At 70.5% G+C, this 13,860-nt stretch carries 9 protein-coding genes and 2 pseudogenes; 2 read left to right on the top strand and 9 right to left on the bottom strand.

Annotation, left to right across the window (positions count from 1 at the left end; genetic code table 11):
* Window positions 1–117 precede the first annotated feature (117 nt).
* The 4 genes and pseudogenes from FH608_RS41075 to FH608_RS41050 form a co-directional block, all read right to left on the bottom strand.
* Complete coding sequence (locus FH608_RS41075; protein WP_139635823.1) at window positions 118–615, bottom strand: hypothetical protein; 498 nt, start codon at window positions 613–615, stop codon at window positions 118–120.
* 688 nt (window positions 616–1,303) lie between these two features.
* Window positions 1,304–1,468 (bottom strand): annotated as a pseudogene (locus FH608_RS41065) (FAD-dependent oxidoreductase); the annotation flags it as partial.
* A complete protein-coding gene (locus FH608_RS41060) occupies window positions 1,465–1,848 on the bottom strand; it encodes an ArsR/SmtB family transcription factor (protein ID WP_139635821.1) in 384 nt (127 codons plus the stop codon). The pseudogene FH608_RS41065 and the gene FH608_RS41060, both read right to left, overlap by 4 nt.
* Before the next feature lie 485 nt (window positions 1,849–2,333).
* Window positions 2,334–4,376: a right-handed parallel beta-helix repeat-containing protein gene (locus tag FH608_RS41050; RefSeq protein WP_139635820.1), complete on the bottom strand. Its 2,043-nt coding sequence runs from the start codon at window positions 4,374–4,376 to the stop codon at window positions 2,334–2,336.
* Window positions 4,377–4,647: 271 nt separating this feature from the next.
* On the opposite strand from FH608_RS41050, the gene FH608_RS41045 reads away from it, so the two are divergent.
* Complete coding sequence (locus FH608_RS41045) at window positions 4,648–5,523, top strand: alpha/beta fold hydrolase (RefSeq protein WP_139635819.1); 876 nt, start codon at window positions 4,648–4,650, stop codon at window positions 5,521–5,523.
* Window positions 5,524–5,606: 83 nt separating this feature from the next.
* Window positions 5,607–6,146: pseudogene (locus FH608_RS41040) on the top strand (VOC family protein); the annotation flags it as partial.
* A gap of 36 nt (window positions 6,147–6,182) precedes the next feature.
* On the opposite strand, the gene FH608_RS41035 reads toward FH608_RS41040, so the two are convergent.
* From FH608_RS41035 to kdpF, 5 genes are read right to left on the bottom strand one after another with little or no spacing between them, the layout of a single operon-like run.
* Window positions 6,183–8,711 (bottom strand): sensor histidine kinase, encoded by a 2,529-nt coding sequence (locus FH608_RS41035; protein ID WP_226900352.1) that lies wholly within the window; start codon window positions 8,709–8,711, stop codon window positions 6,183–6,185.
* Window position 8,712: 1 nt separating this feature from the next.
* Complete coding sequence (locus FH608_RS41030; protein ID WP_139635817.1) at window positions 8,713–9,543, bottom strand: potassium-transporting ATPase subunit C; 831 nt, start codon at window positions 9,541–9,543, stop codon at window positions 8,713–8,715.
* The gene (gene kdpB, locus FH608_RS41025) at window positions 9,544–11,658 is read right to left on the bottom strand and encodes a potassium-transporting ATPase subunit KdpB (protein WP_139635816.1); all 2,115 of its coding nucleotides are present in this window, start codon (window positions 11,656–11,658) and stop codon (window positions 9,544–9,546) included.
* 2 nt (window positions 11,659–11,660) lie between these two features.
* Window positions 11,661–13,322, bottom strand: a complete 1,662-nt coding sequence (kdpA, locus tag FH608_RS41020) for a potassium-transporting ATPase subunit KdpA (protein WP_139635815.1) — start codon at window positions 13,320–13,322, stop codon at window positions 11,661–11,663.
* Window positions 13,322–13,411, bottom strand: a complete 90-nt coding sequence (gene kdpF / locus FH608_RS41015; RefSeq protein ID WP_139635814.1) for a K(+)-transporting ATPase subunit F — start codon at window positions 13,409–13,411, stop codon at window positions 13,322–13,324. The genes kdpA and kdpF overlap by 1 nt, the downstream gene beginning before the upstream one ends.
* Window positions 13,412–13,860 lie beyond the last annotated feature (449 nt).

Below are 13,860 nucleotides of genomic sequence, written 5' to 3'. Positions count from 1 at the left end.
GACGCCCGGCTCGCCGACCTCCCGCACGCCCGCGCCGTGCGGGCCGGGACCCTCGGGCAGTCCTGGGCAGTCGGCGTCCGGCGGCTGCGCGTCACCGCTGCCGGGCCAGGCGGGCTGTCATCGGCGCACCATGACCCAGTGCTGGTCACTGCCGGAATGGCCGCACGTCGCCGCGGAGATCTCCCACGGACGCCGCACATTGTGGTGCAGGCACAGGTTGCGCAGGTGCTTCCATCTGATCTGGATGACCGTGTCCCACACGCCCTCCTTGACCACGGGGAAGGTGAACTGCTGGCGCTTGTCGCCGCTGCACCGCCCCACCTGCACGGCGGTGCCCTTGGGCGCGCCCAGGCAGTACGTGCGTCCGCGGTAGGTGATGGCGAGCTGGGAGCGGGCCGTGCGCTTCCACAGATAACCGTCGAACTTCGTGGACGGGCAGTAGTTCGCCTGGGCGCGGAAGCCGGGTTTGGCCGGGGTGCGGTCCGCCGCGTAGGTCAGGCAGCGGTCGTCGTTCTTGATCAGGTAGGTCTTCGGGGCCGCCAGGGCGGGGGAGGGGACGAGCGCGGCGGGGACGGCCAGGGCGAGGACGGCCGCGATCGTTAATCGTCTGCTCATGGCATGGCATGCTACGACGATCTTCCGGCACGGGGCGCAGCTCGCCCGCCGTCACGGTGCCGGTGCTTGAGCCGGTACGGCGGTATCCCCGCCCGCCGTCAGGCATGGCCATGCGCCATCCGCCCCCGCATCCGGAGCGCTGACCACCATGCCTGACGTGCCCGACAAGATCATCTGGCTCTGGCCTGCGAGAAGGCAGAAAGACCCAAGATAACAGCGGAGGTCTTCGTCAGGCTGCTCGCCGACTCCGACCGGCAGGTCCGACAGAAGGCGGCAAAGCCCTGGCGACGTGCCGCGACGACAGCGGGACGGTCATGTCGGTGCTGCGCCGACGCCTGCATGAGGAGCCTGACCCGGCCGTGCGGCTCAGGCTGGCGTGAGGCGGCCCGCGGCCTGGCGCCGTACGCGCCGGATGCGGCGGGTGTGCGTCGGTGGCTCGCGGACGTCGCGACCGGCGACGCCGACCCGGGCGTACGCGGCGAGGCGCTGTCCTGCCTCGTCTGGTGGGCGCCCGAGGCGCTGCCGGCCGGTGTCGTCCCCGCCGGCTGGCCGTCGAGCTGGACGACTGGCTCGTGGAGCGTCTTTCCGGAAGGGTTGGGCGACCGGGTCGCCGAACGCCTGGAACTGGTCACGGCTCTGCTCCGTGACCCTGATCACTTCGGTCGGATCGTGGCGTGGCCCGACGATCCAGCCGCAGCGACGGCCAGGCGTGCCGCCAGGCGCCACCCGGAGCGTCCTGGGCGTCCAGGATGACGAAGTCGGCGCCCGCGCGCCGCAGGTGGTACCCGGCCGCCAGCCCGGCCTGCCCGGCGCCGATGACGACGACATCGGTCGAGCGGGGAACCGCGGTCATACGGTGGTGAGTTCCACGTCCACGGGCCCCTGTTGCGGGGCGGGCGTGGACAGCGGGGCGAACAGCGCGCCCAGCTTGTTCACCACCTCGGGGATGATCCGGTAGTAGACCCAGGTGCCGCGGCGTTCGCCGTCGATCAGCCCGGCGGTGCGCAGTACCTTCAGGTGGTGGGAGATGGTGGGCGCGGTCAGGTCGAACACGCCGGTCAGGTCGCACACGCACGCCTCGCCGCCCGGGTGGGAGCCGATCATCGACAGCAGGCGCAGCCGCACCGGGTCGGCCACGGCCTTGAGCAGCGTGGCCAGCTCGACGGCGTCGGCCTCGCCGAGCGGCTCGCGGGCGATCGGCGCGCAGCACTGGGTGGTGGCGGGGGCGGCCATGACGCGACTCCTTAATTCGATGCCGATCTAAATTATAGGCGGTGGAAGGCGAGCGGCGCGAACGCCGCGATCGGGCTGCCCGGTGGTGACCAGGCGGCCCGTCACCGGCAGCGCCCCAGCGCCCGCCGTGCGCGGCCGGCCCGGCCGGTCTGCACAGGCCGGTCCCGCTTCCGGTGACGAAGCCTGGGCCCGCAGCCTCGGCGAGGTCGGAGGAGCAGGCGCCGGTCCCGGGCAGGTCGAGCCGTACGTGCCGGGCGGCCTCCCAGCCGCCGGCCCGGGCGGCGATGACGGAGCGGGCCTGCTCGTAGCCGGTGGCCGGCAGGGAGGTGGGGGCGTGGCCGTGGCTCTTGATGCCGATACGCCTCGGCTTCGAGGTGCCGTTCCCCTGAACGATCAAGATCTCGTCGATCCAGATCGTGCCAGGTCGGAACGGCACCTCGTGCCCCATGTGACGTCAGGTGGCGATCACCGCCGCGTCGGCGACATCACGCGGCCGGGTCGCCCACCACGATGTCGTCGAGGTGGAGTGAGTCGCCGGCGCCGCCGTTGGAGCTCTTCACCTGCAGCATGACGGTGGCGGCCGCCGAGGGCGCGGTGAGCTGCGCGGTGAACTCCTGCCACTCCGCGCTCAGGCCATCGAGCGGAATCTCATCGGTCTGCAGGAGCTGCTGGTCGGCATCGCGCCACAGCACGCTGACAGTCGCGGCAGAGATCCCGGGAGTCCCCTGCTTGGCCCACAGGGTGACCTCCTTGCCGCCCGGGGTGACCGTGAATCCGGGCCAGTTGTCGAGCTGCACACCCCAGCCGCCGCCCTCGGTGACGTCGATCTGCAACCCGTAGCCGCCCGTGTGGGCCGCGTCGGCGGCTCTCTGCACGGCGCTGCCGTACCAGGCGCTCCATTGGCCGACCGAACCTTCGAGCGTCGCGGTGTCGACGTCGAGGGCGTTGGGCACGGGAGGCGGTTCCGTCGCGCCGTTGAGGGTGCTGCCGGCCTCCTGGTTGTAGGGGGCGGAGCGCCAGGAGTTCCAGGAGATCGTCTCGCCCCAGCCCTTGGCGAACTTCCAATCACCGACATAGGTGTTGTCGTGGAAGCTGTTGCCGTTGGTGAACATGACGCTGTTCTGGATCTCCGCGACCGTGTAAGGCATCCATGGCAGGTTGTTGGCGCCCGTGGCGTAAAGGGCCTGCGCACCGCAGTACGTTCCGGCGCAGGGCACGTTCGACTGGTCGAAGCGGAACTCGTTGTCGAACACCTTGACGTTGCGCGAGTGCCAGCGGCAGTCGCTGCGGTAGGGCTCGTTCGCGATGGACGTGTAACAGGGGTGGGTGGCGTTGATGGGGTCGAGGTAGTCGTCGTCGTAAGGCTCCGGAATCAGCGTGGGAGCCACGAACGGCGTGCAGTAGCTCTTGCTGGTGTTTCCGTTGGAGTTGCAGAAGCGATTGGTGTTCTCGAAGATCGAGACACCGGAGAAGTTGTCCTCGAAGTAGTTGTTGTTGATGTTGAGATCCGTGCTGCCGCTCGTGTCGCCGGCGAGCCGGGCGTCACCGCCCGATTCCGAGATGTAGATCGCCGGCGCCGGCGAGCCCAGGTTCTCGTTGCCGCTGACCCAGGCGTTCTCCCTGAAGACGTTCCGGCTGATGGTGGCGTTGTAGCTGATCTCGTACCAGAGGCCGACGCTCTCGTTGTGCTCGATCCAGTTGCTGTCGAAGAGGAAGTCGATGTTGTTGGTGTCGGCCCAGAGGCCGACGCTCAGGTTGTCGTGCACGTAGTTCTCGGTGACGGTGGCGCCTTCGACGTCCCAGAACTTCACGCCGCCGGTGCAGCCGCACCCCTCGATCTCGGCCTCCCAGTCGTCCTGGTTGTTGCCGACGATCTCGTTGTTGTGCACGACGAGATCCTTGATCGCCGAGTCGCCCTCGACCTGGTCCTTGTACATGCTGATGCCGTACTGGCCGTTGTCCTTCAGGCAGCTGTGGCGGATCGTGTTGGTGCTGCCGAGGAACACCGCCGCGCCATCATTGTGGTGCGCGTAGAGGTATTCCATCGTCCAGCCGTCACCTGCGTTGTGGTTGATGACGCCTTCGTTGTTGTTGTCCTTGTCGCCGACACCGAAATTGCGGATCTCGAGATAGGCGATGCGCACATTGGAGGCGGGGCCGGCGAAGGCGTAATGATTGAGGTTCATGCCGTCCAGGACGGCGCCCGGGGCCCCGACAAAGACGCTGTTACTCTCAGGGGTGATCTTGCTGTATTCTCCGTCGCCCAGGGTATGCGTGCCCGGGGCGAACCAATAGGTCTTGCCGGCCTGTCCGAAGTCGAAGCCCTGGTTATTGCCCGCCGGGACCACGATGGAGTCCGCCGGCGCGGTGGACGGTCCGCCGTTCCACGGGGCGTTGTCGCATACTTTCAAGGCGGTCGGCAATTCGGTGTACCAGCCGCCAGGTGCGCGTTCTGCCGGGGCGGCGGCGTTGGCGGCCTGCCCGACCACGAGATTGACGACGGTGGCTACGGCGAGTAACGCGCCCACGACAACAGAATGTCGCATGGATTCTCCCGTTCCGATCTACAGACGACGTTGTTGCCTGCGTAGAGTAGCGTCCAAGATCGCCTACAGGTAGCCGATCGGAGTCAATGCGCTCGATCGATGGCAGGGATGGCCGCCTTGACCTGGGGATCCGGCAGCGGCCGCACGTGGCGCGGTGTCACCGACCTGTTCCATCGGTGGCGGCGCGCTGTTCCCGGCCGGGCCGTCGGTAAATGGCGGGCGTCCGGCGGCAGGTGGCCGCTACCCTGCCTCCATGCTGGACGCGCACGAGCGATTTGTGGCCTCCGGGCCGCTTCGGCTGTGGACGGAGCGGATCGGGGATCCGGGGCTTCCCGCTGTTCTGATGGTCATGGGGTCGGCCGCTCAGGGCGTCCTTTGCCCTGACGCGCTGGTCGGTCGGCTCGTTGAGCGTGGGGTGCAGGTGATCCGCTTCGATCATCGCGACACCGGCCGGTCCGGCGTGGTCGACTTCGACGCTCACCCGTACACGATCGGGGACATGGCTCGCGACTGCCTGGCCGTGCTGGACGGTTACGGACTGAGCTCCGCCCATGTGGCAGGGACCTCCATGGGCGGCATGATCGCGCAGTGGCTGGGCGTGCACGCGCCGGACCGGGTCCGGTCCCTGACCGTGATGTCCAGCTCGCCGATGGGTCATGACCTGAGGCCCGTGTGGGCGCGGGCGACGGCCGGGGAGCCGGCCGACCCGGATGATCTGCCGCCGCCGTCGCCGGCGTATCTCGCGCATCTGGCCGCCGGGCTGCCACCGGGTGTGGAGTCCGACGTCGCCTTGTTCCGGGTCTTCAACGGGCCGGTCCGGCCGTTCGACGAGCCGTCCGCCCGGGCGATGCTGGAGCTGGCGCTGTCGCGGGCTGCCCACCCGGAGGCCGCGGCCAACCATGACCGGGCCGCGTGGAGGGAGGCCCCTGACCTGCACGCCCCGCTGTCGTCGATCACCGCGCCGACCTCGATCGTGCACGGCGACCAGGACCCGGTCTTTCCGCTCGGCCACGGCGAGGCCCTGGCTGCGGCGATTCCGGGCGCGGTGCTGCACGTCGTGCCCGGAATGGGACACACCATGACGTCACCCGGCCTGCCCGAGCAGGTGGCCGACCTGATCCGGCTGTGACCCGCCGTCGAGCTCGTTCGGGGCGAGTCCGCCGGGTGTAGACGAGGCGCTCGGCTGGGGCCTTTCCAGCGAGGGGCCCGGCGTACCGCGTCCACCTCGACCTCGCCACCACCTCCGCCGCCCATCAGGCGGAGCTGGTCGCGCGCCTGAAGGAGCTCGGCGCGACGCCCGCCGACGTGGGCCAGGGCGACGTCCCGTGGACGGTCCTGGCCGACCCGGAGGGCAACGTGTTCTGCGTGCTGGAGCCTCGGGAGATCTACCGCGGCACCGGGCCGATCGCCGCGGTGGTGGTCGGCTGCGCCGATCCGCGGGCCATGGCCCGGTTCTGGGACGGCGCGCTTGACTGGACCCTGCACGAGGTGGCCGACGATCACGCGCGGCTGCGCTCGGCCAAGGGTGTCGGACCGTATCTGGAGTTCCTCCGTACGGCGCCCGGCGGGACGACCGTGGCGAACCGCATCCATCTCGACCTGCTGCCGGACCCCATTGACGACCAGGAGGCGGAAGTGGCCCGGCTGCGGGCTCTGGGCGCCACCACCGCCGACGTCGGACAGGGCGACGTCCCGTGGAAGGTGCTGGCCGACCCTGAGGGCAACGAGTTCTGCGTCCTCGGACGGGGCTGACACCGCGCCCGTTCACCCGCGGCTCCTCGGCTGGGATCAACCCTTGGACGAGATCGGCATCCGGACGGTCATGGTGAGACCTCCTCCGGGAGTCTCCTCGGGCTCCAGCGTGCCGCCCATGGCTTCGGCCAGCCCGCGCGAGAGCGCGAGGCCGAGCCCGACGCCCGCCCCGTTGTCGCGATCGCCGAGTCGCTGGAAGGGCAGGAAGACGTGCTCGTGATGCTCGGGCGGGATGCCGGGGCCCCGGTCGATGACACGGATCTCGACGTCGTGGTCGTGCCGGCTGGCGGTGACCAGCACCGCGTGGTCGGGCGGGCTGTGGCGGACGGCGTTGGCCATGAGGTTGACCAGCACGCGTTCCAGGAGGGCCGGGTCGGCCTGAATCTCGGGGAGGCCGAAGGGCACCTCGCCGTCGATGTGGTCGCGCATCGGGCCGAGGTCGTCGATGGCGCGGGGGATGACGTCCTCCAGAGCGACAGGCTGCAGGGAGAGGCCGAGCACGCCGGCCTGCAGGCGGCTCATGTCGAGCAGGTTCTCCACCAGCCGGTCCAGCCGGTCGAGCGACTCGCCGGCGGTGGCCAGCAGCTCCTCGCGGTCCTGCGGCGTCCAGTCGACGTCCTGGCCGCGCAGGCTTTCGACGGCGGCCTTGGCGGCTGACAGCGGGGTGCGCAGGTCGTGGCTGACGGCGGCGAGCAGCGCGGTGCGCATCTTGTCGGCTTCGGCCAGGGGCTTGGCCTGTTCGGCCTCGCGCTGCAGGCGTTCGTGGCGGAGGGCGACGGCGGCCTCGGCGGCGAACGCCTCCAGCACCCGCCGGTCACTGGCGTCCAGCAGCCGGCCGCGGGCGGCGAGCACGAGCCGGTCATCGATCTGGACGTCGGTGTCGGCCACGGCGGGCGCGGTGCACGGGGCGGTGCCGGAGGCGGCGATGATCCGCCAGGCGCCGGGCTCGGCCTGGTCGTCCGGGGTGGGCTCGGAGAGGCGTTCGAGCAGGGTGACCGAGTCCAGGCCGAAGGTCTCGCGCAGCCGCCCCAGCAGCGAGGGCAGGGCGGCCTCGCCGCGCAGCACGTGCCCGGCCAGCGTGGACAGCGCCTCGGCGTCGGCGCGGGCGCGGGCCGCCTCCCTGGTACGCCGGGCGGCAAGGTCGACGATCGTGCTGACCGCCGCCGCGACCAGCACGAACACCACCAGAGCGAGGAAGTTCTCCGGATCGGCGATCGTCCACGTGCGCACGGGCGGCGTGAAGAACCAGTTGAGCAGCAGCGACCCGCCCACGGCCGCGACCATGGCCGGCCACATGCCGCCGATCAGGGCGACCCCGACGACGAGGCAGAGGAACATGAGGATCTCGCTGGGCAGCGAGATCACGTCGCGGAAGGGCAGCAGGGCGGCGGTCAGCAGCGGCATGCCCGCCACCGCGACCGCCCAGCCGGACAGCCGGCGCCTGCCGTTCAGCGCGGCTCTGGAGCGTTCGGGCCGCCCGCGGCCCCGCTTGGCCTCGGCGTGGGTGACCAGGTGCACGTCGATGGGGCCGGACCGGGCGATGGTCTCCACGCCGACACCGCGCGAGAGGACCTGGGCGAACCTGCCGCGCCGCGAGGCGCCGAGCACCAGCTGGGTGGCGTTGACGCCGCGGGCGAAGTCGAGCAGCGCCTGAGGGATGTCGTCGCCGACCACCTGGTGGTAGCTGCCGCCCATGCTCTCGACCAGGGTGCGCTGGCGGGCCAGGTTGGCCGGGTCTCCGCCGGCCAGCCCGTCGGAGCTGGTGACGTGGACGGCCAGCACGCCGGCGCCCTTGGTACGGGCCGCGATGCGGGCGGCCCGCCGGACGAGCGTGTCGCCCTCGGGGCCGCCGGTCAGGGCGACGACGACGCGTTCGCGGGTCTCCCAGGTGCCGGCGATGCCGTGGTCGGCGCGGTAGCGGTCGAGCTGGTCGTCCACCTTGCCCGCCACCCACAGCAGGGCCAGCTCGCGCAGCGCGGTGAGGTTGCCGACGCGGAAGTAGTTGGACAGGGCTGCGTCCACCTTCTCGGGCGCGTACACGTTGCCGTGCGCCATGCGGCGGCGCAGCGCCTCCGGCGACATGTCCACCAGCTCGATCTGGGCGGCGCGGCGCACCACCTCGTCCGGTACGGTTTCGCGCTGCGGGATGCCGGTGATCTGCTCCACGACGTCGTTGACGGACTCGAGGTGCTGGATGTTGACGGTGCTGACGACGTCGATGCCGGCGTCGAGGATGTCGTCGACGTCCTGCCAGCGCTTGGCGTTCCTCGAGCCGGGCACGTTGGTATGGGCCAGCTCGTCGATCAGCGCCACCTTGGGGGCGCGCTCGATGAGCGCGTCCACGTCGAGCTCGGTGAAGGTGGCGCCGCGGTGGACAAGAGTCCTGCGCGGGATGATCTCCATGCCCTCCAGGAGGGCGGCGGTGCGGGGGCGGCCGTGGGTCTCCACGAAGCCCACGACCACGTCCCGGCCGCGTTCGCAGGCACGGCGGCCCTCGCCGAGCATCGCGTACGTCTTGCCGACCCCGGGCGCCGCCCCGAGGTAGACCCGCAGCCGCCCTCTCACGTCACCTCCGGTCGAGTGCCAGGTTGAGTTCGAGCACGTTGACGGCGGGCTCGCCCATGAAGCCGAGCGCGCGGCCCGTGGTGTGCTCATCGATCAGCGCCTTCACCTGGTCCAGGGCCAGATCGCGCTCCTTGGCGACGCGGGGTGCCTGCAGCTCGGCGTAGGCGACGGAGATGTGCGGGTCGAGGCCGGACCCGCTGGCGGTCACCGCGTCGGCGGGCACCCGCACGGTGGTCACGTCGCCGCGCACGGGGACGGTGCGTCCGGTCGCGTAGTCCTCGCCCGGCCTGGCGCATTCGACCCGCCTGCCCTGGTATTCGGCCACGAACGGGGTCGCGGGGCAGGCCTGGTTGACGCTGACGGCTCGGTCGGGGAAGACCTTCAGCACCGCGCCGACCCCGTCGGAGGTGCAGTACGGGCGGGCGCCGCTGACGCCCTCCAGCTCGCCGACCGCCTTGGAGCGGGCGCAGACCTGGGTGAGCAGCGACTGCCTGCCCTCGTCGGAGCCATGGGGCAGGGTGTCGATGACGTCCTCGGGGCCGAGGTTGCTCGCGCCGGTGGAGGTGGGGTCGTAGCCGGCCGCCGACGGGCGGGACTGGAAGTACGTCCTGACCGGGTCGCCGTCGGCGTCGGTGAAGGACTGGCCGACGAGCGAGCTGCCGACGGCCTTGCCGTCCTGCTCGATGATCGAGCCGTTGGCGTGGTCGTCGAACAGGGCCTGGGCCACGCCGGTGGCGGCCAAGGGGTAGATGATGCCGGTGACCACCGTGAGCACGAGCAGCGCGCGGAGCGCGGCGATGTGCCGGCGGAGCCAGCTGGGCAGGCGGTCCATTTATGACATCCCCGGAAGGAGCTGGAGCAGAAGGTCGATGAGCTTGATGCCGATGAACGGGACGACGATCCCGCCCAGGCCGTAGACGTACAGGTTCCGGCTGAGCAGCTTGGAGGCGCTGGACGGCCGGTAACGGACGCCCCTGAGCGCGAGCGGGATGAGGGCGATGATGACCAGCGCGTTGAAGATCACCGCGGCGAGGATGGCCGACTGGGGGCTGGCCAGGCGCATGACGTTGAGCGCGTCCAGGCCCGGGTAGAGCGCGGCGAACATGGCCGGGATGATCGCGAAGTACTTGGCGACGTCGTTGGCGATGGAGAACGTGGTCAGCGCGCCCCTCGTGATCAGCAGCTGCTTGCCGATCTCGACGATCTCGATGAGCTTGGTCGGGTTGGAGTCGAGGTCGACCATGTTCCCGGCCTCCTTGGCGGCGCTCGTGCCGGTGTTCATCGCGACGCCGACGTCGGACTGGGCCAGGGCGGGCGCGTCGTTGGTGCCGTCGCCGGTCATCGCGACCAGCCGCCCGCCCTCCTGCTCCTTCCTGATCAGCGCCAGTTTGTCCTCAGGGGTGGCCTCGGCCAGGAAGTCGTCCACCCCGGCCTCGTCCGCGATCGCCCTGGCGGTCAGCGGGTTGTCGCCGGTGATCATGACGGTACGGATGCCCATCCGGCGCATCTCGTCGAAGCGCTCGCGCATGCCCTCCTTGACCACGTCCTTGAGGTGAATGACGCCCAGGACGCGGCCCTTCTCGGCGACGACGAGCGGGGTGCCGCCGGAGGCGGAGATGCCGTCCACGAGGTGGCCGATGTCGTCGGTGGGGTGGCCGCCGGCGTCGCGCACCCACTTCATCACCGCTGTGGCGGCGCCCTTGCGCACCTCGCGGCCGTCCAGGTTGACGCCGGACATGCGGGTCCGGGCGGTGAACGGCACCCATGCGGCGCCGTGGATCTCCCGCTCGCGCAGCCCGTGGCGTTCCTTGGCGAACACCACGATCGAGCGGCCCTCGGGGGTCTCGTCGGCCAGGCTGGACAGCTGCGCCGCCTCGGCCAGCTCGCGCTCGGTGACCCCGGCCACGGGGACGAACTCGGCGGCCTGCCGGTTTCCCAGCGTGATCGTGCCGGTCTTGTCCAGCAGCAGGGTGGACACGTCCCCCGCGGCCTCGACCGCCCGGCCGGACATCGCCAGGACGTTGCGCTGCACGAGGCGGTCCATGCCCGCGATGCCGATGGCCGACAGCAGCGCGCCGATCGTGGTCGGGATCAGGCAGACGATCAGCGATACCAGGACGATGCCGGTGACGCCGTCGGCATTCAGCGCGAGGGAGTCGGGCACACCGGGGTTGACGCTCTTGGAGTAGATCGCCAGTGGCTGCATGGTGGCGGTGGCGACCAGGAAGACGACGGTCAGCGCGGCGAGCAGGATGTTGAGCGCGATCTCGTTCGGCGTCTTCTGCCGGTTGGAGCCCTCGACCAGGGCGATCATCCGGTCCACGAAGCTCTGCCCTGGCTGCTGCGTGATCCGCACGACGATCCGGTCCGAGAGCACCTTGGTGCCGCCGGTGACCGCCGACCGGTCGCCGCCGGATTCCCGGATGACCGGGGCGGACTCGCCCGTGATGGCGGACTCGTCCACCGAGGCGATGCCCTCGATGACGTCGCCGTCACCAGGGATGATCTCTCCTGCCTCGACCACCACGACGTCGCCCTGCTTCAGTTCGGGCGCCGCGACCACGTCCCACTGACCGGGGTCGCGGGCCTTCAGCCGCCGGGCGGTGGTGTCGCGCCGGGCCGCGCGCAGCGTGGCGGCCTGCGCCTTGCCGCGCCCCTCGGCCACCGCCTCGGCCAGGTTGGCGAAGACGACGGTCAGCCAGAGCCATGCCACGATGGCCCAGGCGAACCACGACGGGTCCAGGATCGCCAGCGCCGTGGTGAACACCGCGCCGATCTCGACGATGAACATCACCGGGTTGCGCCACATGATCCGGGGGTCGAGCTTGCGCAGCGCGTCCGGCAGCGACCGGATCATCTGCTTCGGATCCAGCAGGCCGCCGCCCATCCGGCTGTCCTTCTTCGGCGCCGGCGCCTGGTTCGGCGATTCCAGCACGTGCGTTGCCATGTCTACAGCAGTCCTTCCGCGAGTGGCCCGAGCGCCAGCGCCGGCAGGAACGTCAGGGCGACCAGGATGATCGTCACGCCGACGACCATGCCGACGAACTGCGGCCGGTGCGTCGGCAGCGTCCCGGCCGAGGCCGGGACGGGTGCCTGCCGGGCCAGCGATCCGGCCAGCGCCAGGACCAGCACGATCGGCAGGAACCGGCCGAAGGCCATGCACAGGCCGAGCGTGGTGTTGTGGAACGGGGTGTTCACGCTCACGCCGGCGAAGGCGGAGCCGTTGTTGTTGGACGCGGAGGTGTAGGCGTACAGGATCTCCGACAGGCCGTGCGCGCCGCCGTTCAGCATCGCCGCGCGGCCGGTCGCGGTGGCCATCGCCACGGCCGTGCCGGCCAGCACCAGCGCCGGGGTGACGAGGAGGTACAGCGAGGCGAGCTTGATCTCGCGGGCGCCGATCTTCTTGCCCAGGTACTCCGGGGTCCGGCCGACCATCAGCCCGGCCACGAAGACCGTGACGACGGCCAGCACCAGCATGCCGTAAAGGCCCGCGCCGGTCCCGCCGGGGGCGACCTCGCCGAGCAGCATGTTGAAGATCAGCATGCCGCCGCCGAGCGCGGTGTAGGAGTCGTGGAAGGAGTCCACGGCACCGGTCGAGGTCAGCGTCGTGGCCGAGGCGAACATGGCCGAATCGGACACGCCGAAGCGGGTCTCGCGGCCCTCCATCGCCGCGCCGATCGCCTGCGGCACCGTGCCACCCGCGCTCCGTTCGGCCCAGTGGGTCAGCGCCACGCTGGCGGCGAAGATCGTCGCCATGACGGCGACGACGGCGTGGCCCTGGCGGTTGTCGCCGACCATGCGGCCGAACGTGCGCGGCAGGCAGGAGGCGATGACCAGCAGCAGGAAGATGGTCAGCCAGTTGGTCCACGCCGTGGGGTTCTCGAACGGGTGGGCGGAGTTGGCGTTGAAGATGCCGCCGCCGTTCGTGCCGAGGTTCTTGATCGCCTCCTGGGAGGCGGCCGCGGCCGGGGTGAACGTCTGCTCGCCCCCGGTCAGCGTGGTCCACGTGCCGTGGCCGGCGAAGGTCTGGATCGCGCCGCCGGCCACCAGCGCCAGTGCCGCCACGAAGGCGATCGGCAGCAGGATGCGGATCGTGCCGCGGACCAGGTCCACCCAGAAGTTGCCGAGCGTGTCGGTCTTGCTGCGGGCGAAGCCGCGGACGAGGGCGACGGCCACGGCCATGCCGGTCGCGGCGGAGACGAAGTTCTGCACCGCCAGGCCCGCGGTCTGCACCACGTGGCCCATCGTCGACTCGCCCGAGTAGGACTGCCAGTTGGTGTTCGTGACGAAGCTGACCGCCGTGTTCCAGGCCGACGACGGCTCGACCGCCTTCATCCCGAGGGACAGGACCAGGTGGTCCTGCAGCCGCTGCAGGGCGTACAGGAACAGGACGGACAGCACCGAGAAGGCCAGCACGCCGCGCGCGTAGACGCCCCAGCGCTGCTCGCCGTCGGGATCGACGCCGAGCAGCCGGTAGATGCCGCGCTCGACGGCGCTGTGCCGCGTGCCGCTGTAGACGCGGTACATGTAGTCGCCCAGCGGCTTGAAGCAGACCGCCAGGGCGAGAAGGAGGGACCCGATGAACAGGATCCCCGCCAAGGTCGGTGACATCAGAAACGCTCCGGGAACAACAGGGCCGCAACCACGAAGATCACCAGGCCTGCGACCACGACGAGACCCACGGCGTTGACGGCGCTCACTGGTCCGCCTCCGGCAAACCAGTGAGCGCCAGGCGGCTGTGTCCGATGGTTCGCTCGCCGCGCTCACTCACAGCCGCTCCACCGCCTTGACGACCAGCCCCAGGACGGCGAAGACCGCGATCGTCAGGGCGACGAAGATGACGTCGGTCATCCTCACTCCTCAACTTCTGGACAGGGTGTTGCGCCGCGCCTGCTGGAGCGGCCCCGCATCCAGCGAATCCCTCGATTGGGAGGTTTTGGCCGTTCTTGATGGGATCCATACGGCCACCGCGGGAATCTTGACGCCCCTGCTACGCCCTCGGGAACCACCCGGCCGCGACCTTCCAAGGAGCCCCCTCATGAAGCTCACTTAGGCTGCCGCGGCGACGTTCGGACTCACCGACGAGTCCTGGAAGCGGCACGCCACCGCCTGGAGCGTCTGGACCCGCATGGCCGGCCACTCCCCGAAT

The sequence above is a fragment of the Nonomuraea phyllanthi genome, from assembly GCF_006334985.2.
GTDB classification, from domain to species: domain Bacteria; phylum Actinomycetota; class Actinomycetes; order Streptosporangiales; family Streptosporangiaceae; genus Nonomuraea; species Nonomuraea phyllanthi.
The sequence above is the reverse complement of the archived record's forward strand: the minus strand, read 5'-3'. Positions and strand labels throughout refer to the sequence as shown.

Bases quoted from the DNA above. Each gene is read 5' to 3' on its own strand.
- FH608_RS41075 (WP_139635823.1), bottom strand. From the start codon at position 615: ATGAGCAGACGATTAACGATCGCGGCCGTCCTCGCCCTGGCCGTCCCC.
- FH608_RS41045 (WP_139635819.1), top strand. From the start codon at position 4,648: ATGCTGGACGCGCACGAGCGATTTGTGGCCTCCGGGCCGCTTCGGCTG.
- FH608_RS41060 (WP_139635821.1), bottom strand. From the start codon at position 1,848: ATGGCCGCCCCCGCCACCACCCAGTGCTGCGCGCCGATCGCCCGCGAG.
- kdpB (WP_139635816.1), bottom strand. From the start codon at position 11,658: ATGGCAACGCACGTGCTGGAATCGCCGAACCAGGCGCCGGCGCCGAAG.
- kdpA (WP_139635815.1), bottom strand. From the start codon at position 13,322: ATGTCACCGACCTTGGCGGGGATCCTGTTCATCGGGTCCCTCCTTCTC.
- FH608_RS41030 (WP_139635817.1), bottom strand. From the start codon at position 9,543: ATGGACCGCCTGCCCAGCTGGCTCCGCCGGCACATCGCCGCGCTCCGC.